The sequence below is a fragment of the Kitasatospora sp. NPDC004745 genome, from assembly GCF_042873275.1.
Lineage (GTDB): Bacteria > Actinomycetota > Actinomycetes > Streptomycetales > Streptomycetaceae > Kitasatospora.
Genome location: NZ_JBIALK010000003.1, coordinates 18,813 through 44,926 on the forward strand (window position 1 = coordinate 18,813; position 26,114 = coordinate 44,926).

General features: G+C 74.6%; 17 protein-coding genes and 2 pseudogenes. 10 read left to right on the forward strand and 9 right to left on the reverse strand.

The genetic code is table 11. The features are described from left to right. Positions 1–11: 11 nt before the first annotated feature. The 5 genes and pseudogenes from ACFYUY_RS07080 to ACFYUY_RS07100 form a co-directional block, all read left to right on the forward strand. Positions 12–6,323 (forward strand): annotated as a pseudogene (locus tag ACFYUY_RS07080) (type I polyketide synthase); the annotation flags it as partial. After that, positions 6,320–7,189 carry a 3-hydroxyacyl-CoA dehydrogenase family protein gene (locus ACFYUY_RS07085; protein ID WP_387898716.1) on the forward strand — a complete coding sequence of 290 codons (870 nt, stop codon included), beginning with the start codon at positions 6,320–6,322 and terminating at the stop codon, positions 7,187–7,189. The pseudogene ACFYUY_RS07080 and the gene ACFYUY_RS07085, both read left to right, overlap by 4 nt. Further along, a complete protein-coding gene (locus ACFYUY_RS07090; protein ID WP_360222780.1) occupies positions 7,186–7,488 on the forward strand; it encodes an acyl carrier protein in 303 nt (100 codons plus the stop codon). The genes ACFYUY_RS07085 and ACFYUY_RS07090 overlap by 4 nt, the downstream gene beginning before the upstream one ends. Then, positions 7,481–8,605: an acyl-CoA dehydrogenase family protein gene (locus ACFYUY_RS07095; protein ID WP_387898719.1), complete on the forward strand. Its 1,125-nt coding sequence runs from the start codon at positions 7,481–7,483 to the stop codon at positions 8,603–8,605. Before ACFYUY_RS07090 ends, ACFYUY_RS07095 begins: the two co-directional genes overlap by 8 nt. 8 nt (positions 8,606–8,613) lie before the next feature. After that, entirely contained in the window at positions 8,614–9,840 is a 1,227-nt protein-coding gene (locus ACFYUY_RS07100; protein WP_387899536.1) for an HAD-IIIC family phosphatase, read from the forward strand. An 86-nt stretch (positions 9,841–9,926) separates the two neighbouring features. Here ACFYUY_RS07100 and ACFYUY_RS07105 read toward each other — a convergent pair whose 3' ends face one another. Together ACFYUY_RS07105 and ACFYUY_RS07110 are read right to left on the reverse strand one after the other, a co-directional pair. After that, a complete protein-coding gene (locus ACFYUY_RS07105) occupies positions 9,927–10,592 on the reverse strand; it encodes a class I SAM-dependent methyltransferase (protein ID WP_360216390.1) in 666 nt (221 codons plus the stop codon). A gap of 189 nt (positions 10,593–10,781) precedes the next feature. Further along, complete coding sequence (locus ACFYUY_RS07110; RefSeq protein ID WP_387898722.1) at positions 10,782–12,902, reverse strand: BTAD domain-containing putative transcriptional regulator; 2,121 nt, start codon at positions 12,900–12,902, stop codon at positions 10,782–10,784. A 297-nt stretch (positions 12,903–13,199) separates the two neighbouring features. Between ACFYUY_RS07110 and ACFYUY_RS07115 the strand changes: the two genes are divergently transcribed. Continuing rightward, on the forward strand, positions 13,200–13,961 hold the full coding sequence (locus ACFYUY_RS07115; RefSeq protein ID WP_360216396.1) for an alpha/beta fold hydrolase: 762 nt from the start codon (positions 13,200–13,202) through the stop codon (positions 13,959–13,961). Between the two features lie 236 nt (positions 13,962–14,197). On the opposite strand, the gene ACFYUY_RS07120 is transcribed toward ACFYUY_RS07115, so the two are convergent. The 3 genes and pseudogenes from ACFYUY_RS07120 to ACFYUY_RS07130 form a co-directional block, all read right to left on the reverse strand. Further along, the gene (locus tag ACFYUY_RS07120) at positions 14,198–15,487 is read right to left on the reverse strand and encodes a hypothetical protein (protein ID WP_387898725.1); all 1,290 of its coding nucleotides are present in this window, start codon (positions 15,485–15,487) and stop codon (positions 14,198–14,200) included. Continuing rightward, a pseudogene (locus ACFYUY_RS07125) lies at positions 15,480–15,770 on the reverse strand (hypothetical protein); the annotation flags it as partial. The gene ACFYUY_RS07120 and the pseudogene ACFYUY_RS07125, both read right to left, overlap by 8 nt. A gap of 205 nt (positions 15,771–15,975) precedes the next feature. Continuing rightward, on the reverse strand, positions 15,976–17,169 hold the full coding sequence (locus tag ACFYUY_RS07130) for an alpha/beta hydrolase family protein (protein ID WP_387898728.1): 1,194 nt from the start codon (positions 17,167–17,169) through the stop codon (positions 15,976–15,978). A gap of 311 nt (positions 17,170–17,480) precedes the next feature. Here ACFYUY_RS07130 and ACFYUY_RS07135 point away from each other — a divergent pair, with 311 nt between their 5' ends. Then, complete coding sequence (locus ACFYUY_RS07135) at positions 17,481–17,975, forward strand: ester cyclase (protein ID WP_387898731.1); 495 nt, start codon at positions 17,481–17,483, stop codon at positions 17,973–17,975. A 40-nt stretch (positions 17,976–18,015) separates the two neighbouring features. Continuing rightward, positions 18,016–19,065 carry a LuxR C-terminal-related transcriptional regulator gene (locus ACFYUY_RS07140; protein WP_387898734.1) on the forward strand — a complete coding sequence of 350 codons (1,050 nt, stop codon included), beginning with the start codon at positions 18,016–18,018 and terminating at the stop codon, positions 19,063–19,065. Positions 19,066–19,119: 54 nt separating this feature from the next. On the opposite strand, the gene ACFYUY_RS07145 is transcribed toward ACFYUY_RS07140, so the two are convergent. Continuing rightward, complete coding sequence (locus tag ACFYUY_RS07145) at positions 19,120–19,812, reverse strand: TetR/AcrR family transcriptional regulator C-terminal domain-containing protein (protein WP_387898737.1); 693 nt, start codon at positions 19,810–19,812, stop codon at positions 19,120–19,122. A gap of 53 nt (positions 19,813–19,865) precedes the next feature. Between ACFYUY_RS07145 and ACFYUY_RS07150 the strand changes: the two genes are divergently transcribed. Together ACFYUY_RS07150 and ACFYUY_RS07155 are read left to right on the forward strand one after the other, a co-directional pair. Beyond that, on the forward strand, positions 19,866–20,981 hold the full coding sequence (locus ACFYUY_RS07150; protein ID WP_387898739.1) for an FAD-dependent oxidoreductase: 1,116 nt from the start codon (positions 19,866–19,868) through the stop codon (positions 20,979–20,981). A 174-nt stretch (positions 20,982–21,155) separates the two neighbouring features. Further along, positions 21,156–22,361, forward strand: coding sequence for a barstar family protein (locus ACFYUY_RS07155; RefSeq protein ID WP_387898742.1), 1,206 nt, complete (start codon positions 21,156–21,158; stop codon positions 22,359–22,361). Between the two features lie 253 nt (positions 22,362–22,614). Here the strand turns inward: ACFYUY_RS07155 and ACFYUY_RS07160 are convergent, their stop codons facing one another. From ACFYUY_RS07160 to ACFYUY_RS07170, 3 genes are all read right to left on the reverse strand, one after another. Then, a complete protein-coding gene (locus ACFYUY_RS07160) occupies positions 22,615–23,097 on the reverse strand; it encodes an NUDIX domain-containing protein (protein WP_387898745.1) in 483 nt (160 codons plus the stop codon). Further along, complete coding sequence (locus ACFYUY_RS07165) at positions 23,094–24,464, reverse strand: NUDIX domain-containing protein (protein ID WP_387898750.1); 1,371 nt, start codon at positions 24,462–24,464, stop codon at positions 23,094–23,096. Before ACFYUY_RS07165 ends, ACFYUY_RS07160 begins: the two co-directional genes overlap by 4 nt. 734 nt (positions 24,465–25,198) lie before the next feature. Continuing rightward, positions 25,199–26,098 (reverse strand): NAD(P)H-binding protein, encoded by a 900-nt coding sequence (locus tag ACFYUY_RS07170; RefSeq protein WP_387898753.1) that lies wholly within the window; start codon positions 26,096–26,098, stop codon positions 25,199–25,201. Between the last annotated feature and the right edge of the window lie 16 nt (positions 26,099–26,114).

Sequence of the window (26,114 nt, forward strand, 5' to 3'; positions counted from 1 at the left end):
AACGGAGCACCATGCACACCGACCAGGTGGTCGAGGCCCTGCGGGCGTCGCTGCTCGCCAACGAACGGCTGCGGGAGGAGAACCGGGCGCTCGCCGCACGGGCCGCGGAGCCCGTCGCGATCGTCGCGATGAGCTGCCGCTTCCCCGGCGGCGTGCGCTCCCCGGAGGACCTGTGGGAGCTGCTGCTGGACGGACGGGACGCGGTGACCGGCTTCCCGGCCGACCGGGGCTGGGACGTCGAGGGGCTGTTCGACCCGGACCCGGACGCGCCCGGCACCTTCTACACCCGGCACGGCGGGTTCCTGCACGACGCCGCCGAGTTCGACCCGGGCTTCTTCGGGATCTCGCCGCGCGAGGCGCTGGCGATGGACCCGCAGCAGCGGCTGCTGCTGGAGACGGCCTGGGAGGCCGTGGAGCGGGCGGGCATCGACCCGCTGTCGCTGCGCGGAAGCGCCACCGGGGTGTACGCGGGCGTGATGTACAACGAGTACTCGGCGCGGCTGACCAGCATCCCGGCGGAGCTGGAGGGCTTCCTCGGCACCGGCAGCGTCCCGAGCATCGCCTCCGGGCGGGTGGCGTACACGCTGGGCCTGGAGGGCCCGGCGGTGACCCTGGACACCGCCTGCTCGTCCTCGCTGGTGGCGATCCACCTGGCCTGCCAGGCGCTGCGGGCCGGCGAGATCGGGCTGGCGCTGGCGGGCGGGGTGACGGTGATGTCGACGCCCGGCCTGTACGTGGGGTTCAGCCGGCAGCGCGGGCTGGCGCCGGACGGGCGCTGCAAGTCCTTCGCGGACGGCGCGGACGGCGCCGGCTTCGGCGAGGGCGTCGGCCTGCTGCTGCTGGAGCGGCTCTCCGACGCCCGCCGCCACGGGCACCCGGTGCTGGCCCTGGTGCGCGGCTGCGCCGTCAACCAGGACGGCGCCAGCAACGGGCTCACCGCCCCCAACGGCCCCTCCCAGCAGCGCGTCATCCGGGCCGCCCTCGCCGACGCCGGACTCACCGCCGCCGACGTCGACGCCGTCGAGGCGCACGGCACCGGCACCCGCCTCGGCGACCCGATCGAGGCCCAGGCGATCCTCGCCACCTACGGGCAGGACCGCCCCGCCGACCGGCCGCTGCTGCTCGGCTCGCTCAAGTCCAACCTGACGCACACCCAGGCCGCCGCCGGCGTCGGCGGGGTGATCAAGACGGTGCTGGCGATGGCGCACGGGGTGCTGCCGAAGAGCCTGCACCTGGACCGGGCCTCCACCCAGGTGGACTGGTCGGACGGGGCGGTGGAACTGCTCACCGAGGCCCGGCCGTGGCCGGAGACCGGCCGCCCGCGGCGGGCCGGCGTCTCCTCCTTCGGTGCCAGCGGCACCAACGCCCACGTGGTGCTGGAGTCCTGCCCGTTCTCTGCCGACGGGGAGACCGGGCCTGGCCCGGCACGGACCGACGGACCGGCCGCCTGGCTGCTGTCGGCCCGCACCCCGGCCGCCCTCCGTGCGCAGGCCGCCCGCCTGCGCGCCCGGCTCGGCGGAGACCCCGACGGAACCGCCGCCGAGGGCACGCGGGCCGTCGGCCGGGCGCTGGCGCTCGGGCGCCCGGCCTTCGCCGAGCGGGCGGTGCTGGTGGGTGAGGACCGGGCGGAGCTGCTGGCGGCCCTGGCCGCGCTCGCCGAGGACGACGCCGCTCCCGCCGCCGTCCGGGGCACCGCCCCCCAGGGCTCCCGCCGCCCGGTCTTCGTCTTCCCCGGCATGGGCGCCCAGTGGCCCGGCATGGCGGCCGAACTGCTCGACTCCTCAACGGAGTTCGCGGCCCGGATGGCCGACTGCGAGCGGGCCATGGAGCCGTACCTGGATTGGTCGGTGACGGCCGCGCTGCGCACCGGGGACCCGCTGGAACGGGTCGAGGTGCTCCAGCCCGTGCTGTTCTCCGTCATGGTGTCGCTGGCCGCGGTGTGGATCGCGCACGGGGTGCGCCCGGCCGCCGTGGTCGGCCACAGCCAGGGCGAGGTGGCGGCCGCCTGCGTCGCCGGGCTGCTGTCCCTGGAGGACGCGGCCCGGGTGGTGGCGCTGCGCAGCCGGGCCCTGGCCGGGACGGGCGGCGACAGCGCCATGGCGACGGTGATGCTGCCCGCCGAGGAGCTGACCGCCCGGCTGGCCCCGTACGGGGGCGCGGTGTCGCTCGCCGCGGTGAACGGCCCCCGGGTGGCGGTGGTCGCGGGCGAGGCCGGGCCGGTCGACCGCCTCCAGCAGGAGCTCGGCGAGGAGGGCGTGCTGACCTGGCGGATGCCCGTCGACTACGCCTCGCACTCGGCCGCCGTGGACGCGCTGCGCGAGGGGCTGCACGCCGACCTCGACGGGATCGTGCCGCGGGCCGGGACCGTCCCGATGGTCTCCACCGTGGACGGCGGCCCGGTCCGGGCCGGCGACCTCACCCCGGACTACTGGTTCCGCAACCTGCGCGGCACCGTCCGCTTCCACGCCGCCGTGCAGGAGCTGCTGACCGCCGGGCACCGCACCTTCCTCGAGGTCAGCCCGCACCCGACGCTCACCTTCGGCATCGAGGACGCCGTGGCGGACGCGGCCGCCGACGAGGCCGTGGTGCTCGCCACCCTCCGGCAGGGCGACGGCGGGCCCCGCCGGCTGCTGCTGGCCCTCGCCGAGGCGCACGTGCAGGGCCTGGCGGTCGACTGGCGGCCGGTCTTCGCCGACCTGCCGGCCCGGCCCCTCGCGCTGCCGACGTACCCGTTCCAGCGGCAGCGCTACTGGCTGGACGCGCCGCCGGCCGGCGGCGACCCGGCCTCCGCCGGGCAGCTCGCGCTCGGGCACCCGCTGCTCACCGCGCTGGTCGAACAGCCCGACGGCGAGGGGGTGCTGTGCACCGGGCGGCTGTCCCTGGCGACGCAGCCGTGGCTGGCCGACCACGCCGTCTCGGGCACCGTGCTGCTGCCGGGCGTCGCCTACCTGGAGCTGGCCGCCTCGGTCGGCGCCCGGCTGGGCTGCCCGCTGGTGGAGGAGCTGACGCTGGCCGCGCCGCTGGTGCTGCCGGACCAGGGCGGCGCCGTGCAGCTGCGGCTCACGGTGGGCGGTCCGGACGGGCAGGGGCGCCGCCCGGTGGAGTTGCACTCCAGGGCCGAGGACGGCGCCGCAGGGCCGTGGCGGCGGCACGCGGGCGGCCTGCTCGCCCCGGCCGGCGAGCCCGTCGACGACCCGGCCGACGACCCGACCGACGGACCGAGCACCGAACGGGCCCGGGCGCAGGCCGACGAACCGGACCGGGGCGCCTGGCCGCCGGTCGGCGCCGTCGCCCTGCCCGTCGACGACTGCTACCGCGGCTTCGAGGCCCGGGGCATCGACTACGGGCCCGCGTTCCGCGGGCTGCAGGCAGCCTGGCGGCGCGGGGACGAGGTGTTCGCCGAGGTCGCCCTGCCCGGCCCGGTCGCGCCGCAGGCCGGCTTCGCCGTCCACCCGGCCCTGCTGGACGCCGCCCTGCAGACCGTCGGTCTGCGCGCGGACCGGCCGGGCGCCGAGGCGGGCGGAGTGCCGCTGCCGTTCTCCTGGCAGCGGGTGAGCGTCACCCGCAGCGAGGAGCCGGTGCTCCGGGTCCGGCTGGCCCCGGACGGCGCGGACGCCGTGTCGGTGCGGATCACCGACCCGACCGGGCGGCCGGTGGCCGAGGTCGGCTCGCTGGTGATGCGCACCGCCTCCTTCGACGCGCTGCGCACCCCGTCCCGGTCGATGTTCGAACTGGCCTGGACGCGGCTCGCCGCCACCCCGGCGCCCGTCCCGCGCTGGGCGACGGCCGGGCCGGTGGACGACGCGCCGACGGCCGGGCCGGTGGACGACACCGCGGCCGGGCTGCTGCCGGACGGGCCGGTCGCCGCGGCACCGCAGCTGACGCTGTTGCCCTGCCCGCCGGTGGCGCCCGACGCCGCGCCCGCGGAGCTGCTCGCGGCGGTGGGCCGGGTGCTCACCGCCGTGCAGGAGCACCTCGCCGACCCGGCGGCCGCCGCCGCCCCGCTGGTGGTGCTCACCCGCGGCGCCGTCGACCACGGCACGACCGACCCGGTGGACCTCGCCGGCGCGGCCGTCTGGGGGCTGCTGCGCAGCGCCCAGCTCGAACACCCGGGCCGGTTCGTCCTGCTGGACACCGACGGGCCCGCCGGGACGGCCGCGGCCCTGGCCACCGCCCTCGACGGCGCGGAGCCGCAGCTCGCCGTGCGCGGCGGCGTGCTGTCCGCCCCCCGGCTGGTGCGAGCCGCCGTCCCCGGGCCGGAGGCGCCCGCCGCCGAGCGCTTCGACCCGGCCGGCACGGTGCTGCTCACCGGCGGGGGCGGCACCCTGGCCGGGCTGGTCGCCCGGCACCTCGTCGCCGAACACGGTGTCCGCCACCTGCTGCTGCTCGGCCGCCGGGGCGCCGACGCCCCGGGCCTGCCGGAGCTGGTGGCCGAGCTCACCGCCGCGGGCGCCGAGGTGACGGTGGCGGCCTGCGACGTGACGGACCGCCGGCGCCTGGCCGAGGTGCTGGCCGGTGTCCCGGACGACCACCCGCTGCGCGCGGTGGTGCACACCGCCGCGGTCCTGGACGACGGCGTCCTGGAGTCGCTCACCCCGCAGCGGCTGGCCACCGTCCTCGGCCCGAAACTGGAGGGCGCCCGCCTGCTGCACGAGCTGACCGCCGACGCCGGGCTCACCGCCTTCGTCGTCTTCTCCTCGGCCGCCGGCGTCTTCGGCAGCCCCGGCCAGGCCTCCTACGCGGCCGCCAACGCCTGCCTGGACGCACTGATGGCCCTGCGCCGCCGGCAGGGACTGCCCGGCCGGTCGCTGGCCTGGGGCCTGTGGGAGCAGCGCAGCACGCTCACCGCCGACCTGGCCGGGCCCGAGCTGGAGCGGATCGCCCGCGCCGGAGCGGGCGCGCTGCCCACCGACGAGGCGCTCGCCCTGTTCGACGCCGCGCTGGGCGGCGCCGCCACCACGGCCGTCCCGGTGCGCCTGGAACTGCCGTCGGCCGCCGACGGTCCCGTCCCGCCCCTGCTGCGGGCCCTGGTGCGGCCCGTACCCGGCGGCGCGGGCACGACGGCGGGCGGCACGGCGGGCGGCAGCCGCGAGGACGGCGACGAGCTGCGCCGACGGCTCGCCCGGGCCGACGGGCCGGAGCGGGCGGCCCTGCTGCTCGACCTGGTGCGGCGCCGGGCGGCCGCGGTGCTCGGCCACCCGGACGCGGACGCGGTGTCCACCGGGACGGCCTTCCTGGCCATGGGCTTCGACTCGCTGACCGCGGTCGAGCTGCGCAACCGCCTCGCCGACGCGACCGGCCTGCGGCTGCGCCCCACCCTGGTCTTCGAGGCGGGCACCCCGGAGCGGCTGGCCAGTCGCCTGCTGGACGCCCTGGCCGACGGCGGACCGCAGCGGGACACCCGGCACGGGGACGAGCCCTCCGCCGACCGGACGGCCGGCGGCACCGACCCGGTCGCGGCGCTGTTCCGGCAGGCCTGCGCACAGGGCCGGATCGACACCGGGATCGCCCTGCTCGGCACCGCCGCGGCCCTGCGCCCGGCGTTCTCCTCCGGCGAGGCGCTGCTGGCCTCCGGCGACGGCCCGGCGCCGCTGCGGCTGGTCGAACCGCCGCAGGGCCCCCCGGCCCGGCCGGAGCTGGTCTGCTTCGGCTCGATCGTGGCGCTCGGCGGCGCGCACCAGTACGCCCGCTTCGCCGCGCTGTTCCGCGGCCGGCACGGCGTCAGCGCCCTGGACGCGCCCGGGTTCGCGGCCGCCGAACCGCTGCCGGACCGGATGGCCGCGCTGGTCGGCTTCCAGGCCGCGGCGGCGCTGGCGGCAGCCGGGGGCCGGCCACTCGTCCTGCTCGGCTCGTCCTCCGGCGGCACCCTGGCCCACGCGGTGGCGGCCCGGCTGGAGGAGCTGGGCACACCGGCGGCGGCCGTCGTCCTGCTGGACACCTACCTGTCGGGGGACGCCGCGATGACGCAGTTCGAGGACGTCCTGGTGGGCGGCATGTTCGAACGCGAGGACCGGGCCGCGCCGATGGACGGCGCCCGGCTGACCGCGATGGGCCGCTACTTCCAGCTGCTGGACGACTGGCGGCCGCCCGCGATCGGGGCCCCGGTGCTGCTGGTCCGGGCGTCCAGCCCGCTGGCCGAGCCGGCACCGGACAGCACCGTCGACTGGCGGGCGTCCTGGCCCGGCGCGCACACCGTGCTGGACGTCCCGGGCGACCACTGGTCGCTGATGGAGGAACACGTGGAGACCACCGGCAAGACCGTGCAGGACTGGCTGGACGCCGTCCTCGCCGGCACCGGCAACGAAGAGGGGAAGGGCGCATGACGTCGACACCACGGCCCACCGAGCGGCTGGTCGTCCTGGGAGCGGGGGTGATGGGCACCGGCATCAGCACCCTGGCGCTGGGCCACGGCGTCTCCGTCACCCTGGTCGACACCGACCCGGACCAGCTGGCCCGGGCGGAGCACGGGATCGCGGACGGCCTGCGGCTGGCCCAGCTGATGGGCCGGCTGCCCGCCGACACCGAACCGGGCACCCTGCTGACCACCGGGTCGGCGCAGCACGTCGCCGGGGCGAGCGCCGTGATCGAGGCGGTCACCGAGGACGCCGCGCTCAAGGCCCGGCTGCTCGCCGAGGTCTCCTCGGCCGTCCGCCCGGGGACGCTGCTGATCTCCAACACCTCGTCCATCCCGATCGACGAGCTGGCCGACGCCGTGGCCCGCCCGGCCGACCTGCTCGGCACCCACTTCATGAACCCGCCGAGCCTGATCAGGACGGTCGAGGTGGTCCGCGGCGCCCGGACCGGGGACGCCGCGATGGCCGCCGTCGACGACCTGCTCGGCGCCCTCGGCCGCGAGCGGGTGGTGGTCCGGGACTCCCCCGGCTTCGTCACCAGCCGCATCCTGCACCCGATGATCAACACGGCCGCGCGGGTGGTCCAGCAGGGCACCGCGAGCGTCGAGGCGGTGGACGCCCTCATGCAGGGCTGTCTCGGCCACCCGACCGGGCCCCTGCGCACCGCCGACCTGATCGGCATCGACAACCTGGTCGACTCGCTCCTGGTGCTGCTGGAACGCACCGGCGACGAGAGCTGCCGCCCCTGCGACCTGCTGCTGGACAAGGTCCGCGCGGGCACGCTCGGCCGCAAGAGCGGCGCGGGCTTCTACACCTACGAGGAGGACATGCGATGACCGCCGCTGCCAACACGAACCCCGGCCCGCTCGGGCCCACCGACGACGAGACCGTGCAGAAGGAGCTGCTGCGCTTCCTGGAGTCCCGGACCAGGACGTCCTGGCTGCCCGACACCGACCTGTTCGGCGACGGCGGGCAGTCCTCGCTGTTCGCCATGGAACTGGTGGTGCACCTGGAGAAGTCCTTCGGCATCAGCATCCGCGGCGCCAACCTGCGCCTGGAGAACTTCCGCACCGTCACGGTGATGACCGCGATGGTCCGCCGCCTCCAGCAGGCCGCCGGGGCGCAGCATGGCTGACGCCCTGGCCATCGCGGCCGCCACGGTCCGCGACCGGATCGGCGACCGGGCCGGTGGGTGGGACCTCGCCGGAGTCCTCCCGCTGCCGCTGCTGCGCGAGCTGGGCGCCGCCGGCGTGCTGTGCGCCCAGCTCCCTGAGGCCTTCGGCGGGCTCGGCCTGAGCAGCCTGCAGAACGGCGAACTCACCGCCGGGACCGGCCGGCTGTGCAGCTCGGTGCGCAGCGTGCAGACCTCACAGGGCATGGCGGCCTGGACGGTGCAGCGCTTCGGGCTGCCCGAGCAGCAGCGCGCCTGGCTGCCCGACCTCGCCTCGGGCCGGCTCGCGGCGGTCGGCTTCAGCGAGACCGGGGCGGGCAGCGACCTCGCGGCGATGGCCACCACCGTCCGGCGCAGCGGCGACGAACTGGTGGTGGACGGGCACAAGCGGTGGATGACCGCCGCCCGCTACGCCGACCTGCTGGTGGTGTTCGGCCGCTACGAGGACGGCGCCGCCGCCGTCCTGGTGCCCGCGGACGCGCCGGGGGTGCACGTGGAGCCGGTCGCCGACCCGATGGGCTGCCGGGCGGCCGGCCACGCCGACGTCCGGCTGGACGGGGTGCGGCTGCCCGCCGGGCGGCTGCTCGGCGGGTCGGCGCTGCCGCTGCCCCTGCTGGTGACGACCGCCCTGGCGTACGGCCGGATGTCGGTGGCCTGGGGCTGCGTCGGGATCCTGCGGGCCTGTCTGGAGGCGGCGTCCCGGCACGCCGCCACCCGCGAGCAGTTCGGGCAGCCGATCGGCCGCCACCAGCTGGTGGCCGGGCACCTGGCCGACCTGCTGGTCGCGGAGCAGGTCGCGACCCGGGTCTGCGAGCACGCCTCGCGCTGCTGGGACGCCGGCTCGGCCGAGCAGGTCATCGCCACCGTGCTGGCCAAGCAGGTCGCCTCGGAGCAGGCCGCCCGGGCCGCGGCGACCGCCGTGCAGGTGCTGGCCTCGGCCGGCGCCCGGGACGGCGGGGTCGCGGCGCGGGCGTACCGCGACGCCAAGCTGATGGAGATCATCGAGGGCAGTAGCGAGCTGTGCCGGCTGCTGCTGGCCGACCACGCGCTGGCCGTCGCACCGAGGGGGGAGGAAGGGTGAGCGCACCGATCGTCAAGACCGTCAAGTGCCTGGTCTGGGACCTGGACGACACGCTCTGGCGGGGCACCCTGCTGGAGGACGGCGAGGTGGAGCTGGCGGAGGGGATCCGCCGGGTCGTGGTCGAGCTGGACGCCCGCGGCATCCTGCAGTCGGTGGCCAGCAAGAACGACCACGACCTGGCCTGGGCGAAGCTCGAACAGCTCGGCCTCGCCGAGTACTTCGTGCTGCCGCAGATCGGCTGGGGGACGAAGTCGGAGTCGGTGCGGCGGATCGCGGAGCGGCTGCGGTTCGCCCCGGGGACCATCGCCTTCGTGGACGACCGCGCCGCCGAGCGCGCCGAGGTCGCCTTCCACCTGCCCGAGGTGCGCTGCTACCCGGCCGAGGAGGCCGCGCAGCTGGCGGAGCTGCCGGAGTTCAGCCCCGCGGTGGTCACCGCGGACGCCCGGCGGCGCCGGGAGATGTACCAGGCCGGCTTCCGCCGGGACGAGGAACGGGCCGACTCCGAAGCCCCGGACGCGGAGTTCCTGCGCTCGCTGGAGCTGGAGCTGCGGATCGGCCGGGCCACCGGGGAGGACATCTCCCGGGTCGAGGAACTCACCCTGCGCACCAGCCAGATGAACGCGACCGGCGTGCACTACTCGGACCGGCGGCTGCGCGAGCTGCTCACCGATCCCGACCACGAGGTGCTGGTGGCCAGCATGGCCGACCGCTTCGGGCCGCACGGCGCGGTCGGCGTGCTGCTGGTGGAGCGGCTGCCGGAACGCTGGCACCTCAAGCTGCTCGCCACCTCCTGCCGGGTGGTCAGCTTCGGGGCGGGCACGACGGTGCTGGACTGGCTGATCGACCGGGCGGCCGCCGCCGGGGTCCATCTGACGGCGGACTTCCGGGCCACCGAGCGCAACCGGATGATGGAGATCGCGTACCGCTTCGCCGGGTTCGAGGAGCAGGACTGCGGATGCACCGGGGGCGGCGCGCAGCGGGCCGGGGAGGTTCCGGACGCGGCTGGGGCTCCGGCCGTGGGGGCTTCGGACCCGACGGAGGCTCCGGACCCGACGGAGGCTCCGGACCCGGCAGGAGCTCCGGACCCGGCAGGAGCTTCGGCCGCGGGGGCCGAGGGCGGTGTGCAGGTGCTGCACCTGGTGCCCTCGCCGCGTCCCGGTTCGCCGACGGTCCGCCTGATCGCGCCGGACCTCGCCGCCGGGCGCACCGCGGGCGACCGGGCGACCGCGCCCTGACCGCCGTGCAGCCGGGCGGCGCGGCGCCGGGCGCTGCGGTGCCGGGCGGACGGCCCCGTCGGGGGTCGCCGCCCGGCACCCCGGGCTCACGGCTTCTTGCGGACCAGCGTGATGCCGTCGGCGACGGCCAGCAGCGAGATGTCCACCCGGTCGTCGGTGTGCAGCGCGGCGTTCAGCTCCCGGACGCCGAGGGTGTCCTGGTCCTGCGCGGCCGGATCGGCGACCCGCCCGAAGTACAGCGTGTTGTCCACCACCAGCAGGCCGCCGGGCCGCAGCAGCGGCAGCGACTCCTCGTAGTAGCGCAGGTAGTTGGCCTTGTCGGCGTCGACGAACACCAGGTCGAAGGACTCCGGTCCGCGTTCGGCCCGGAGCGTAGCCAGCGTCTCGACGGCGTCGCCGATCCGCAGGTCGATCCGGTCGGCGACCTTGGCCTGCTCCCAGTAGACGGCTCCGATGTCGGGCCAGCGGTCGGTGATGTCACAGGTCACCAGCTCCCCGCCGGGCGGCAGGGCGCGGGCCATGCAGAGCGTGCTGTAACCGGTGTAGGTGCCGATCTCCAGGATCGCCCGGGCACCGGTCAACCCCACCAGGAGAGCGAGCAGTTGTCCTTCCTCGGCCATCACCTGCAGGGCCTCGCCGCCCGGCAGCTCGGCGGTCTCGGCCCGCAGCGCGGCCAGCAGCGGGTCGTCCCTGAGCGAGTTCCGCCTGATGTAGTCGAAGAGTTCCTGCGTGGGTGTCACCTGCTGGGCCATGGCTCTCCTTGTCCGGGGTGCTCGTTGTGGCTGTCGTCCTGGCTGGGGTGCTCGTGCGGGTCCGGACTGCTGGTCCTCGGGGCGCGTCGCCCTGCCCGCGGTCCGGCCCCGCACCGTGGTGCCGACGCTCCGGCGCGGCACCGGGCCGCCGCCCGTCCGGCGCTACGTCGGGTTCCCGCCCGTCCGGCGCTACGTCGCGCTGCCGACGGTCCGGCCGAGCATCGACCGCAGCCGGTGGCCGACCGGGTTGAGCCCGGCGGTGGCGGCCAGCTCCAGCGCGGACCTGAGGTTGGCCTGCTCGGCGTGCCACCAGTCCACGGTGCTGGGGTGCGGTTCCCAGGGGCCGAACGCCGGGCCGTGCACCCGGCCCACCGTGCCCTGGCCGCCGGGCGGGGCGAGCGAGTCCTCGGCCATCCGCAGGTAGCCGCTGAGCAGCCGGCGCAGGGTCTCCGTCCGGCGCTCGGGCGGGTCCTCGGCCTCGGCCCGCTCCCGGGCGTAGGCGCGCAGCAGGTGGTCCAGGTGGTAGCGGCCGCAGCCGCGGTCGTGCAGCAGGTGGGCGTCGGCGAGGGCCTCCAGGACGGCCTCCGCGGTGTCGACCTGGCAGTCCAGCAGGCCCGCGACGATGCCGGCGTCGGTGTGTTCGGCACCGATGGCGCCCAGCATCCGGAAGACGGCGGCCGGGTCGGGCAGCGCCGGCCGGTCCCGGGAGTCACCCTGCAGGCTCCGGTAGCCGCTCTCCAGTCCGACCCGGACGCCGAGGTCGCCGACCCGCAGCTCGTCCAGCAGGTGCGCGGAGCGGGCCAGCCGGGCGGCCAGCCGGCCGAGGTCCCAGTTCGGGCGGCCCAGGTAGCGGGCGCCGACGATGCGGACGGCGAGCGGGAGGCCGGAACACCGGCGGACGACGGCGCGGGCCGCGTGCGGCTCGGCCTCGACGCGCCGGCGGCCGACGATGGAGCCGAGCAGGTCCAGGGAGGCCGGCTCGTCCAGCGGTGCCAGGGCGATGGTGCGCGCGCCGTCCAGGTCGGCGAGCCGGTGCCGGCTGGTGACGACCACCCGGCCGGCCCGACAGCCGGGGAGCAGCGGGCGGACCTGGGCCGCGCTGCTCGCGTCGTCGAGCACCACCAGGACCCGGCGGTCGGCGGTGAGCGAGCGGTAGAGCAGGGCGGCCTGTTCCTGGTCGGCGGGAATCTCCTCGGCGGGGACCCCGAGGTCGGCGAGGAAGCGGCCGAGCACCTCGCCGGGTTCGGCCGGGTCGCCCGTCCCGCCGAGGTCGGCGTAGAGCTGACCGTGGCCGAACCGGTCCCGGACGCCGTGCGCGACCCGCAGGGCGAGCGCGGTCTTGCCGATGCCCCCGCTGCCGGTGATCACGGTGGGCGCCGCGGTCGCGCCGGGCGGCACCTCGGCCAGCAGCCGGTCGGCGAGCTCGCGCTCCTCCGCGGCCCGGCCCACCAGCGCGGGCGGGCCGGCCGGCAGTTGGGCGGGCCGGGGCCAGCGCGGCTCGGCCCGGTACCCGCCGGGGCGCTGCGGTTCCGACCCGGCGGCGTCGGCCTTCGGGGCGGCCGGGGCGAGCGGGTCGTCGGCGGCCAGGATCCGTCGCTGCATCTCCCGCAACTCGGGCCCCGGTTCGGCGCCCAGCTGGTCGATCAAGGCGGTGCGGGTCAGCTGGAACAGGGCGAGCGCCTCGGACTGCCGGCCGGCCCGGAACAGGGCCAGCATCAGCCGGCTGACCAGGGCCTCGCGCAGCGGGCTCTCCCGGACCTCGCGCCAGAGCTCGGGCATGATCTCGGCGTGCCGGCACAGGGCGAGGTCGACGTCCAGGCGGGATTCCAGCGTCTGCAGCCGCAGTTCGTGGAGGTAGCGCCCCTCGACGTCGCGCAGCGTGCGGGAGGGGATGTCGACCAGTGGCTCCCCGCGCCACAGCGACAGCGCGGTGGCGTACTCGGCCGAGGCCCGTTCCAGCTCTCCGGCCCGGATGTGGGCGGCGGCCCGGCTGCGGTGCGCGGTGAAGCGCCCGAGGTCGGTCTCGTCCTCGTCGAGTTCGATCTGGTAGCCCGGGGCGCGGGTGAGGATCCGTCTTCCGGCCTGGCCGCCGAGGACCTGACGGAGTCTCATCACGTAGGTGCGGACGGTGGCCGCGGCGCTGGGCGGCGGGCCGCCGTCCCAGACGGCGGCGGCGATCCGGTCGACCGAGACGACGCGGTTGGCGTTGACCAGGAGGAGTGCGAGCACCACTCTCTGCCGGGGGGCGGACACCTCACGCTCCGCTCCGTCCACCTGGATGGACAGCGGGCCGAGCATTCCGAACTGCACGGGCGGCCTCGATTCGTGGCGACGGAACGGGGCGACGGGCCACGGCGGCGGACGCGCCGGCCCGGTCACAGCCGCGGCACGTCCCCCTCGACGCCGCAGGCTGGATCTCCGGTGAATCTATGGTCCGCTCCCGCCGCTCGCCAACAGGCAGTCGTCATGTGCCGGAGGAATGAGCCGGAACGAGTCAAAGCCCGAAATTAATCCACCGCAGGTTTGATCCATCTCCACGACAAGCGCGGGACATGACAAGTCGCCGCTCCCGTCACACCCTCCCCACCCGAACCGAAAGGACCACCGATGACTGCCCCCGTCGCGGACAGCGGCCTGTGGTGCCGCCGCTACCACCCCTCCCCCACGGCCACCCGACGGCTCGTCTGTTTCCCGCACGCCGGCGGCTCGGCCGTCTACTTCCACCCCGTCTCCGCCGCACTCGCCCCGGACATCGAAGTGCTCGCCGTCCAGTACCCGGGCCGCCAGGACCGCCGACTCGAACCCGGGATCGGCGACATCGGCCGCCTCGCGGACGGCATCGTCCGGGCCCTCGACCCGTGGCACGACACCCCGCTGGACCTCTTCGGCCACAGCATGGGCGCTCTGGTGGCCTTCGAGGTCGCGCTGCGGCTGGAACGCGACGGTCGACCTCCGGCCAATCTGTTCGTCTCAGGCCGTAAGTCGCCCTCCCTGGGCTCGACGGAACTCCTGGACCTCACCGACGCCGAGATCGTCGCCGACCTCCGCACCCTCGACGGCACCGGCAACGGCGTGCTGGAGGACGCCGAACTCCTCGACATGATCCTTCAGCCCGTCCGCAACGACTACCTGGCCGTCGGCCGCTACCGCAGCAGCCCCGACGCCGTGCTGTCCTGCCCGGTCACCGCCCTCGTCGGCGACCGGGACCCCCGCGCGGCCGTCCCCGAGACCGCCGAGTGGAAGGCCCACACCACCGGCCCGTTCGACCTCCGGGTCTTCCCCGGCGGCCACTTCTACCTCACCGACCGCGCCGCCGAGGTGATCGCCTTCATCCGCGACCGCATCACCGCCACCCCCGCCCACCCCTGACCCACCCCGCCGGTTTCGGACGGGTACGCCCCGACACCCGTCCGAAACCGGCCGCGAACACACGCACGCCACTCGCACAGGAGAACGCCCGAGGCCACCGAGGCCCCGCCCCCGGCGGGAACTGCCCTCCACCGACAGAACGGACCGTAGGTTCGCCGGGTTGCGCAGCCGCCGGCTGCATCTTGTCCTGATCGCCGGGGCGGAACCGGCAACCATCCGGTCACAGCACCAACGGCTCACGGTCCAGTAGGGTCAGGGTCGGCATGCAGGGACAGGACCGCGACGTCGCCGCCGAAGCCCACCACGAGCCAGCCTTCCGGGGTCACGGTCAGCGCATGGACTGGCGCGGGAAACACCAGCTCCCGGCCGATCTGCCGCCCGGCGGCCAGCTCCCACAGGCACACCGTTCCGTCCGAACCACCGGTGACGACCCGGAGTTCTCCACCGATCACCGCGGTCACCACTGCGGACACGGTGCCTTCGTGGCCGACCAGCCTGCCGACTTCCCGTCCCATAACCAGGTCCCACACGCGCACGGTGGCGTCGTGACCTGCCGTGATCGCGTGGGCTCTGCCGCCGACGACCGCTGTCGCGACCGCCCACGCCTCGCCGTCGTGGCCCGGCAGGGGCTCCCCGACCGGTTGTCCGGTGGTCAGGTCCCACTGCCAGACCTTGCCACCGCTCATACAGCCCACCGCATGGGGCCTGTCATCGATGACCAGTGTGTCGATGGCCATCAGGAAGTCGTCGTGTCCGGTGAGTTCGCCGACCTGTTCCCCACTGGCCAGATCCCAGACCCGCACGGACACGTCGTCGTCGCTGGCGAGCGCACACGGTCGCCCCTGGACGACAGCCGTGCCCAGACACCACACCTCACCGTTGATCCCCGGCAGCTCGCCCGTCTGCTGGCGGGTGGCCGGGTCCCACGCGAGTACCGCCCAGTCGCTGGCCGTGACGACGCACGGCCGACCGTCCACGACCTCCGTCGCCATCGCCCACACCCTGCCGTGGAAGTCGCTCATCGGCCCGCCGGCCGGTTGGCCGGTCTCAAGGTCCCGCACCCGGACCGTCTGGTCCTTGCTGCCGGTGACCACGACGTGGCGGCCGTCCGAGAAGGTTGTCACCACCGCGTCGACACCGCCGGTGTGACCGGACGGGTTCATCTGGAAGTGCGGGTCACTCCGCGCGCCGGTGGACCACAGCACCTGCCACGGCTCGGTGTCGACATCCTCCACTGACACGGCGGCAATCCGTGCCGACAACTCCCGGTCCCCGTACCGAGCCGCGTCCAGGGCCAGCAGCTGCCGCCGCACCCACGGTGGCACGTCCCGGTGTACGTCCACCGACGCCCGGTAAACGGCAGCCATCAGTCGCGCACCGGAGTCCCCATCGGAATCCGCATCGGAAGCCAGCAACCCCAGAACCCGCTCCGGATCAGCGTTCACCAGCCACGGCAGGTCCGTCCACCACCCTCCCGCCCCCGACGGATCCGAAGCCGAAGCGGTCAGATGAACGTCGTCACTCATGGCCCGAAACTCTAGTGATGCGGCCGGACAGGTCCACCAGGTCGGACCAAGCCGCGCTCTTGAGAGGCCGTCCGCCCCAGCGGATGCCTTTCTCGCTTCGGATGCGGGCGCGTTCTGTGCGTTCGGCGGCCAGGACGTCGCGGTGGCCGGCGTTGGCGTTGCGCCGGCGCAGGTAGGCGTGCAGGTCCCGGGTCTGCACGGTGCGGTTGGGGTGGCTGGAGTTGGCGATGGTGAACTGCCTCAGCGGCCCGAAGTCCGCCTCGACCGGGTTGGCCCACGCCGACTCCCCGGCGGGGTGGCCGCTCGTCGTCCTGGCTCTCGGCTCCATGGCCCACGGCCTCGGCGTCCGAGCCCTCCGACGCCGCAACACCTGACGGCCGCCCTGGCCCCGGCCATCCAGGCCGGGGCCTCCGGCGTTCCGGCAGGGCGTGCAACCACAGCACCCGCCCGGGCCACCAGGCCGCTTGTCACGCCGGGGGCCCAGACTCCTAGGGCTGGAAGAGTACTTCCGGATTGTCCGGCGAGGGGCCGTCCAGCAGCGGACGGTGGATCCCCTTCAGCGTCTGGTCGAAGAACGCCGTCACGTACTCACGGGTGATCACCACCCCGCGTTCCGGGGAGAGGGGCGGCGACGGGAACCCGGCCTGCTTCTGAAGCACCTCCAGGTCGGTGAAGCTGAAGTGGTCGGCGCCGACGACCGTCAGCCACTTCTTGTAGCCGCCGAGCGCGGCCCAGCTCTGCCTCCAGTTGTCGTCGTCGCTGTCGGCCTCACCCAGCATGAGGAACGGCCGGTCGACCTGTCCGGGCGCCGGGGCCGGTTTGAAGGTGCCGTCCATGTTCACTCCGGCCCGTACGCGCGGGTCGGCGATCATCGCGGCGGCGGCTGACGCTCCGCCGATGGAGTGTCCGGCCATGCCGATCTGGTGCTTGTCGATGAGGTGTGCCAGGCGCCATGCGGTGTTGCCGTGCGTCAACCGGTCGATCACGAAGGACACGTCCAGCGCGCGGCTGGCGGGGACGGAGTCGATCGTCGCCGGGTCATTGCAGATCGCGCACGACGGCGTCTGGCCGTTCGCCAACGTCTCGCCGTAGTCCTCGTAGGTGTGGCCGACGAGTGCGACGACGTAGCCGTGACTGGCCAGCTCGGTCGCGAGCGAGGTGAGCGTCATGCGCGGGTCCTCGTACGCGGGTGAGAGGACCACCAGCGGATACTTGCCGCGCTTCGGCCGCGCGCCGTCGAAGGCGTGGGTGGTGACGCCGGAAAGGGTCTGCGGGGTGATGCCGGTGCTCGGCGGAAGGTGCCTGTGCTCGATGATTCCGGCTGCCTCGGCGGGGGTCATGTAAGGGGCCGGGGTCCCGGTCCCGGGGACGGCCGGGTAGATCATCGTGACGGTCAGTTGGCGGGGGCCGGATGACGGCACCCACGGGTCGGGGCGGTTCTCGTCGGTGAGGTGGATGACGTCCTCGCCGGCGGTGTAGGGGCCGGTCGGCGCGGGGAGCGCGCCTTGGAAGGTCCGCGTGGGCGCGGCGGCCGCGGCCGCGGCTGGTGCGGCGTCGAACGCGTGCGTGGCCACCGGTGCGGCCCACGGCGTGGTCGTGGCGGCGAACCCGGCGCCGGTTCCGGTGACGAGGGCGGCGAGCGCAAGGGCCGCGACAGCGCTGATACAAAGACTGCGTTTCATGGGATCGACGCTAGGTACGGACCACGGTCCACCGCGTCGGCCGGCGGATGTCACCTCGTCCAGGCCCTCGGCCCGGGGGCGTATCCGGGGTACATCCCCGGGGCGACGCGCAGAGCCGACGCCCCCTCGAACTGGCCGAGCCCAGCAGGATCCATCTCAACGGGACTTCCTGTACGCCGACCACTCACACCCGGGAGACCGGAACGGTCGACGCGGGCCGGTCCGTGCGCAACCGCGCCGGGTACGGGGCGTGGCGGGAACCCCAGGTCCTTGGGGTACCGGGGGCCCGGGCGGCGTCGAAGACTGGGGCCATGGACGCCATCGAGAAGACCCGAACCGCAGACGACACCCGAACCGCAGAGGAAAGCCGAACCGCGGACGACAGCCGAACCGCGGACAACCGGGAGACCGTACGCGCCTTCATCGACGCACTGTTCACCAAGGGAGACCTCACCGCGGTCGACGAGTACCTCGCCGAGGACTTCCTCAACCACGACCCGCCCGTCGACTCCGACCCCAGCCGTGAGGGCATGCGCAGGGCCGCCGTCCTGTTCCGCAGCGCCTTCCCGGACTGGCACGCGATGCCCGACTTCCTCGTCGCCGAGGACGACCTGGTCGTGGAGCACTTCAGCGCCAGCGGCACCCAGCGCGGCGAGATCTTCGGCGCACCGGCCACCGGGCGCACCGTCACGCTCCGTGGCATCAACATCTTCCGGCTCCGGGACGGCCGCATCGTCGAACGCTGGGGCCGGCTCGACGAGCTGGGGCTGCTGCGCCAGCTCGGGCTCGTCCCGGGCCCGGCGTAGCAGGGGGTGGGCCGGGGCAGCCGGGCGTAGGGTGGTGGTCGTGGCCGGTGCGGCGGTGGAACGCCGACTCGCCGACATCGAACGACGGTGCCGCAGCGGGCTGGACGCCGACGCGCTGGGCACGGAGGCCCTGGGCCGTCTGCGCCGGGTGGTACCGGCGGAGGCGGCCCTGTTCGCGACCGTCGATCCGGTGACGCTGCTGTTCACCTCGGCGACCGCCGAGGACCCGCTCGGTCCCGCGACGGCCCTGTTCCTCGACAACGAGTTCGGCCGGGCGGACGTCAACAAGTTCGCCGGCCTCGCCCGGGCGAAGGATCCGGTCGGCTCCCTGGACCGGGCCACCCGGGGCAACCGGGCGGACAGCGCCCGCTACCGGGAGATCATGGCACCGCTCGGGCTCGGCGACGAACTGCGCGCCGCGCTGGTCACCGGGCACCGCTGCTGGGGCGTGCTCTGCCTGCACCGGGAGGCGTCCTCCGCGGGCTTCACCGGTGAGGAGCTCGCCCTCGTCCGGCGCGTCGCCCCGGTGCTGGCGGCCGGCCTGCGCGCCGCGGTGACCGCCGCGCCGTCCTCCCCGGACTCCCCGGCCGCCGCCGGCCCGGACGGGGTGGGGCTGATCCTGCTCGACTCCGCCCTCAGGACGGTGGCCATGAGCCCCGAGGCCGAGCAGTGGCTGGCCGACTTCCCCGACGGCGACCGGCAGGACGCGGGCCGGCTCCCGGTCAGCGTGCTCGCGGCCGCCTCCGGCCCGGTGCCGTCCACCGTCCGGGTCCGCGGGCGCTCGGGCCGGTGGCTGGCGCTGCACACCAGCCGGGTGGGCCCGCAGATCGGCGTGGTGGTGGAACCGGCCCGGCCGGCGGAGCTCGGTGCGGTCCTGCTCAGCGCCCACGGACTCACCGACGCGCAGACCCGGGTCGCGGCCCTGGTCATCCGGGGCTACTCCACCCGCCAGGTGGTCGACGAGCTGCACATCTCCGCCAACACCGTGCAGGAACACCTGACCGGAGTCTTCGACAAGTTCGGTGTCCGCAGCCGCCGCGAGCTCGTCGCCGCGATGCTGGCGGACCTGTCCGGGTTCACCCAGGGCTAGGCAGGGCCACCGGCACCGCCCTCGCCGTCGCTCAGCTGCGGCGAGCGCCGAGCATCAGGCGGGCGGCCCGGCGAGTTTGGCGGCGACGGCGTCGAGGACCCAGTCCAGGCCGGTCGCGAAGGACGTCTCGGCGTCCACGTGCGTGCCGTCGTGCACGGCCCTGGTCAGCGCGGGGAAGCGGCCCGTGGCCAGCATCCTCGTCACGTGCGGGCCGGAGGCGCGCTGCCAGTCGCGCTTGGACAGGCCCGTGGCGCGCTCGGCCCGCAGGTTCGCGATCTCGCGTCTGAGCGCACCGATGACGTAGGCGCCGACGGTCTCCGCCGCGCGCATGACGGTGTCCACGTCGGCGAGGCCGTCGAGGGCGGCGAGCTTGGCCTCGGTCACGGCGAGGCCGTTCGGGCCCAGGGACGGACGGCCGCCGAGCAGGTCGGCCAGCCATTCGTGGCGCAGCGCCGCCCGCCGGGTGCCGTGGGCGATGCCGCGCAGCGCCTCCCGCCAGTCGCCGGGCGGCTCCTCGGGGAGGATCTCGGCCTGGACCTCGTCCACCATGAGGTCGAACAGCTCCTCCTTGGTGGCGATGTATCCGTACAGCCGCATCGGTCCGGCGTCGAGCCGACCGGCGACCTTGCGCAGCGACACCGCCTCCAGCCCGCCCTCGTCGGCGAGCGCGACCGCGGCGGCGACGATCCGCTCGCGGTCGAGCGGCACGGGGCGAGTCGGCGGCTCCGGCCGGTCCCAGACAGTCATGGACTCACCGTACCGTTGCGATACACCGCACCGCACCAATACGGTGTATCGCCATGAGCCCTCGCATCGCAGTCGTCGGGAGCGGCCCCGGCGGCCTCGCCTTCGCCCGCGTCCTGCACCGCCACCACCACCCCGTCACCGTCCTCGAACGCGACCCCTCCCCCGACGCCCGCCCCCCGGGCGGCACGCTGGACCTGCACGAAGGCATGGGCCAGCTCGCCCTCGACAAGGCCGGGCTGCTGACGGAGTTCCAGGCGCTGTCCCGACCCGAGGGGCAGGCCATGCGCATCCTGGACACGGACGGAACCGTCCTGCGCGACTGGCGGCCCCGCCCGGACGACCACGCCAATCCCGAGATCGACCGCGGGCAACTCCGCGACCTGCTGCTCGGCCCGCTCGACGTCCAGTGGGGGCGCAGGGTGACGCGCGTGGTGCCGGGAACCGGGGGCGGCGCGGTGGTCCACTGCGCCGACGGGCGGCAGGAGGCGTTCGACCTCGTCGTCGGCGCGGACGGCGCCTGGTCCCGGGTCCGCCCGGCGGTCTCGCCGGTGACGCCGCACTACACGGGCATCACCTCGGTCGAGACCTCCCTGGACGACGTCGACACCCGCCACCCCGACCTCGCCCGGCTGGTCGGCGACGGCTCCGTGGCCGTGTACGGCGTGAACCGCAAGCTCGTCGCCCAGCGCAACAGCGGCGGCCACGTCAAGGTCTACGCCCAGTTCCGCGCACCACTGGACTGGCACGCCCACCTGGACCCGGCCGACACCGAGGCCGTCCGGTCAAGCCTGCTCGCCCTGTTCGACGGCTGGGCGGCCCCCGTCCTCGACCTCCTCCGCCACGGCACCGCCTTCGTCCACCGCCCCCTCCACGTCCTGCCCGTGGACCACACCTGGCCCCACGTCCCCGGCGTGACCCTCCTCGGCGACGCCGCCCACCTGATGCCCCCACTGGGCGCCGGCGCGAACCTCGCCATGCTGGAGGGCGCCGAACTCGCCGAGTCCATCGCCACCGGCCCGGGCGACCTCGACGCGACCGTCCGCGCATTCGAGGACCGCATGTGGCCCCGAGCCCACAGATGGGCGGAGATCACCACCGCCGGCCTGGACCGCCTCCTCAGCCCCGACCCCACCCAGGCCCTCGCCCACTTCACCCAGGTCCAGCCCTGACAGCCCCGCCCACTACGGTGAGCCCCGGCCGCCCGCCTGGTCACCGCTGCCCGCTCCACCGACACCGGGGCTGACCACGACCCGACTCACGCGGAGCGTCGTTCCGAGCGGGCGATATTCGGAAGCCAGCCGCGGCGGTGACTCGTATCGTGTGCGAGCGAAGATCGTCAGCAGGTGGGGAGAAGTGTGCGGTCCGAGGAGCACGTGGCGTGGGGGCGGGACTTCCCGGTCCGGTACCTCCTGGTGCGGGAGTACTACGACGACGATGACGAGAAGGCGGGGGAGCTCTGGGGGCGCTGCGCGGAGGTCGAGGGACTGTTCATGGACCCGCCGCCGCTGCCGCGTGAGGTTCTGACGCTGCGGGGTTGCCCCCGCGGGAGCGGGCTGGTCCAGGCGGTCACGCGGTCGTCGGATCCGGCCCTGCTGCTGGGTCGCATGGGCCTCGTCATCCAGCCCGCGGATCCCATGAGCGACGGCCCCCGGTTCTGGGCGCTGGAGAACGTGGCCGTGCTGGCCCACCGGCCCGCGCCCGGAGACCCCGATCGGGTCGACATCACCGTCGGAGCCGGTGTCGAGGACGACTGGGGCCCACAGCCCGAACCGGCTCCGCAGATCGACCTGTCGACCGTCCACGGGGAGAGCAGCTGCCTGTCGATCGACGGCCTGTCCGGTCCGCGTCCGCGGCGGCAGTCCCAGCCGCTGCATCTGATCGGCTGCGAACCCGCCGAACCCCTGCTGGCCGGACTCCGCTCGCCGCGGCCGCCGGACGACGAGGTCATCGCGTTGTGGGCGCTGGACCGCAACGGCCGCCGCATGACCCAGTACGACCTCCGCTTCCGCGCCGGTGACGCCCGCCCGTCCGTCCTCGGCGGGACTCTGGTCGACATCACCATCTCCGACCCCAGCGGTGGCGTTCCCTGGCTCGCCGACCGCCCCACCATGGCAGCCCGCCAGGTCTGGGACGTCTGGTACTCCGGGATTCCCACGCAGCGCAACCAGTGGGCCCGGTTCGACACCCCGGGCAGGTCCGAGTGGCTCCACCTCACCAGCATCGGACCGTACGGTGTGGGCATCGGCCGCCCGGGCGGGACCTACCATCTCGACGGGCGACACGTCACGGACCGGCCCGGGCTGTTCCTGGCGCTCGGCGAGGCTCTCCTCGGCCCCGGCGCCAACTACGGAACCAACCTTGAGTCCGTCAAGGACCACCTGTTCGGCGGGCCCTCCGTCGTACCCCCGTTCACCCTCGTCTGGGACCATGCCGAGGTCGCCCGCACGGCTCTTTCCGAGCACATCCTCGACCCTCGGACCGGCCGGTCGTACGTCGACGAGATCGTGGACCTCCTCAGGACGTTCGGCGTCACCGTCGAACTCCGATGAAAGCAGCCTCCCAGCACACCTCGACCCTCGCCGCGGGGCCGGGCGGCTCCCCGGCCACGCCGGTGCGCTGCGGGAGGCCCTTGCCAGGTCAGGCCAAAACGGCTTCCGGCGGCACCGCGGGCACGGGCGAGCGCCACCGCCTCGCATACGACCAGGTGGCCCGCGCGGACGGGGGATGGTTCGCCCAGAACCTCGTAACGTCCCGCTGTCGCGCGCAGCCGCCGGCCGATATCGGCCGGCATCGCGGCGGCGCTCACGCGACCCATCCGACGGTGGACAAGGCATTGCCTCGGGTGATCTCGGCGAGCGCGTGGGCGGTGTAGGCCACGATGTCGTCCGGCAGCGCGTCGAGCGGCCACCAGCGCAGTTCCTCGCACTTGTGCGGCTCGGCGTTGTGCACGTGGCCGTCGTAGCGGTTGGGGCGGAAGAAGAGCTGGAGGCGGCTGCGGTCGTCGTCCGGGTCGAGATGGTGCAGCGTGTGGACGAGGACGAGGTCCTCCACCTCGATGCGGATGCCCAGTTCCTCGGCGGCCTCGCGGCTCATCGAGCCGGTCACGGTCTCGCCGGTCTTCATGTGCCCGGCCGGCAGGTGCCAAAGTCCGGCGGCGTAGCTGGTGTTGCGGCGCCGGCCGAGCAGGACGCCGCCGTGTTCGACGAGGACGAGGTGGACGCCGACGACCAGTGTCAGCGGGTCCTCGCCGGCAGCCGGGGGCAGGGCGCGGTCGTGGGGGTTCACGCGGTCCTCCCGGAGGGGACATCGGCAGCGAGGAGCGGCAGGTAGTGCTGCATGTAGGGCGGGACCTTGAGCAGCGGGACCTCGTCGAGGGGCACCATGCGCACCGCCAGACCCTCGCCTCCGAGCCGCAGGTCGCTTTCGGCTCCGTCCCAGACGGCGTGCAGGACGCGGGTGAGCGGGAGGCCGAGGTCTCGGTGCGGGCTGGGAAGGGGTCTCAGGCCGGAGACGATGATCCCGGCCTCCTCGGCGACCTCGCGCGCCGCGGTCTCCTGGTCCGTCTCCGTACCCTCGCGCCAGCCGCCGACCGGGGTCCAGTAGCCGGGCCACGGCATGCCAGGCCGGTCTTCACGCTGGTGCATCAGCAGCCGGCCGGCGGGGTCGGTGACGAAGACCAGGACGCCCTCGAAGTCGTCGTCGCGCGGGGCGGGCCGCTCCAGGTAGAGCGGGACACCGGCACGGTGGGCGCGCAGGACCTGCCGGAGTCGCTGGTAGCGGTGCGGTTCCATGAGCGTGCGCCAGTCGTGGGCGGTCTCGAAGCGCCATTCGGTGTGTTCGGCCGGGTCGAGCCGGATCCGCGCCTGTTGCTCGGGGGTGAGGACACCGCCGTCGAAGACGTAGCCGCAGACCGGCACGGGGTACTCGGTGCCGGCCTGTTCGTGGATGACGGCGACCAGGCGCCGCTGGGCGACGACTTCAGGGTTCTCCTCAGCGAGGACGAGGCCCAGCTCCTCCTCGGCCTCGATCAGCGCGGTGGCGAACGGGCTGCGGCCGTGCTCGACGTTGCCGCCGGGAAAGTTCCACACGTCCGGGTTGATGGTCGAACGCATGCCGAGGACGCGGCCCTGCGGGTCGGTGATCAGGAAGCTGCCGTAGGCCGTGGGCCGGGCGATGGTGGTGATGTAACCGCCGACCGGCCGCCAGCCGGGGATGCCCAGGCGCCGGGCGAGCCACTCCACGACCTCCCGCTGCCCGTCGCCGGTCGTAGGAAGGGCGTCCGTGCTCGACCATTGGTAGTGGTCGTGCTCCTGGGAGAGGGCCACCGGGGTCCCGTCCGGGACGACGGTGGTGAAGACGAACTGCCGCACACGCCTGCCGCGCTGGTCGGTGAAGTCGAGGTGCCGGGCGTACTCCAGCGGCCACCCGGTGAGCCCCGTCTCCTCGGTGAGTTCGCGGGCCGCGCCGGCCGGGATGCTCTCCCCGGCCTCCCGGGCGCCGCCCGGGTACTCCCAGAGGCCGGAAAGGACGTCGTGCGGGGCTCGGCGGATCATCAGGATCCGGCCCGATGCGTCGCGCACCACGACACCGACGCCGATCCGTTCGATGCCTTCGCGGACGGCCAGGTCTGTGAGTGTTCCGAAGTCGATCACTGGCAGGGCTCCTCGGTGTCACGGGTGGGCACAGCCGGTCGGCGGGGAGGCCGGATCCTGGCACTGAAGGTCTGGATGTTCACGGCGCTACCTCCGGGCGCAAGGTATTCGGGCATCCGAAACCGCCCGTCAACCCTGTGCAGAGCAAGTGCACTGTCAGGCAGTCGAGTTGGACGGCTTCACCTATGGGGAGGTGGCCGATGATGGTGCTGTTCGAGCGCGCCGTTCAAGTGGATTTCTTTCGGGCGATCCTGGGTCGAACAGGGATATTTCGAGCACGTGCGCGGCACGGTCCAGGGCTCCCTCCAGTCGATCGCGAAGAGTGTCGGACAGAACGACACAGTCCAGTGCGCAGGCGGCGAGCGCCCGTTCGAGCGTCACCCGCCGATTCGGCGAGAGGCGGCTGCGGACACCCTCGTGGGTGAGGAGGTCACGCAGGGCGTATCTGTCTCCGGATTCACCCGTTCGACTGGTCGCCTGTGCGAGGAGGTTTCGGGCGGCGGGCGTGTCAGCACACCGGCGACGTCGAACACCTTCGGGAACGGCACCTCGCGGTGCTCTGCCGAGGACGCGGACCCGCGCCCAGCCGGGCTCGGCTCCCGGCAGGTCTCCGCCACGGCCCCTTCGGCGGGCTCTCCACCCCTATCCCCCTGCCTGAGGCGGGGCCGGCCCCGCTCCGCCCGGAGCGGGGCCGGAACCCGTGAGGGTCAGGGGCGTTCGGGGCCGGCGCGCGGTCAGCTGTGCTCCAGGGCGGGCTTCAGGACCCGCTCGCACCACTGGTGGAAGGTGGTGGGGGCGGCCGTGGCCGCCGCCGGGGTGCGCGGGATGCCGGTGTCGAGGCCGTGTTCGGCCTTGGCGCGGACCATGGCGGCCATGCCGCCGGCGAAGGCCGGTGACGCGCCGAAGCCCAGGAAGCGGGTCTCGACGGAGTCCAGGGGCTCCTGACGGTAGGTCACCTGACGGCCCAGGACGGCGGAGACGGTCGCGGCCTGCTCGTCGGGGGAGAGGTCCTCCGGGCCGAGCAGGGGCTCCTCGGCGGAGCCGGTCCAGGCGCGGTCGAGCAGGAGCCGGGCCGCCGCCGCGGCGATGTCACGGGTGGCGACGGTGGGTTGGCGCGACTGCGCCGACATGGGGCCGGAGAAGACGCCGGTGTCGCGGAGCTGGGCGGTCTGGCGCAGCAGGTTGTCCATGAAGGAGGCGTTGGCCAGGGCACGGAAGTTCGGGACGGCGGCGGAGAGTGCGTCGTCCATGGCGAGGGAGGCGGTGACCAGGCCCGCGTCGGCCTGGTGCGAGGTGCCGCGGCCCAGCGCGGAGACGGTCACCACGTGGCCGGTGCCGTGCGCGGCCAGCAGCCCGGCGGCGGTGGCGGCGGCCCTGGCGTAGACCTCGTCCAGGGTGGCGGCGGCCGGGTTGGGCGCGGCGTTCCAGAAGAGGGCATCCACGCCGTCGAGGGCGCGGTCCAGTACCGCAGGGTCGTAGTGCGAGCCGGTGACCACGTCGATGCGGTCGCGCAGGCCGGCGGGGATGCGGGCGGGGTCGCGGGCGATCACGCGGAGTGCCGTGTCGGTGCTGTCGAGGAGCATCCGGACGAGCTGGCTGCCGATGTCGCCGGTGGGCGTGGTGATGAGGATCATGCTTCGATGCTGCGCG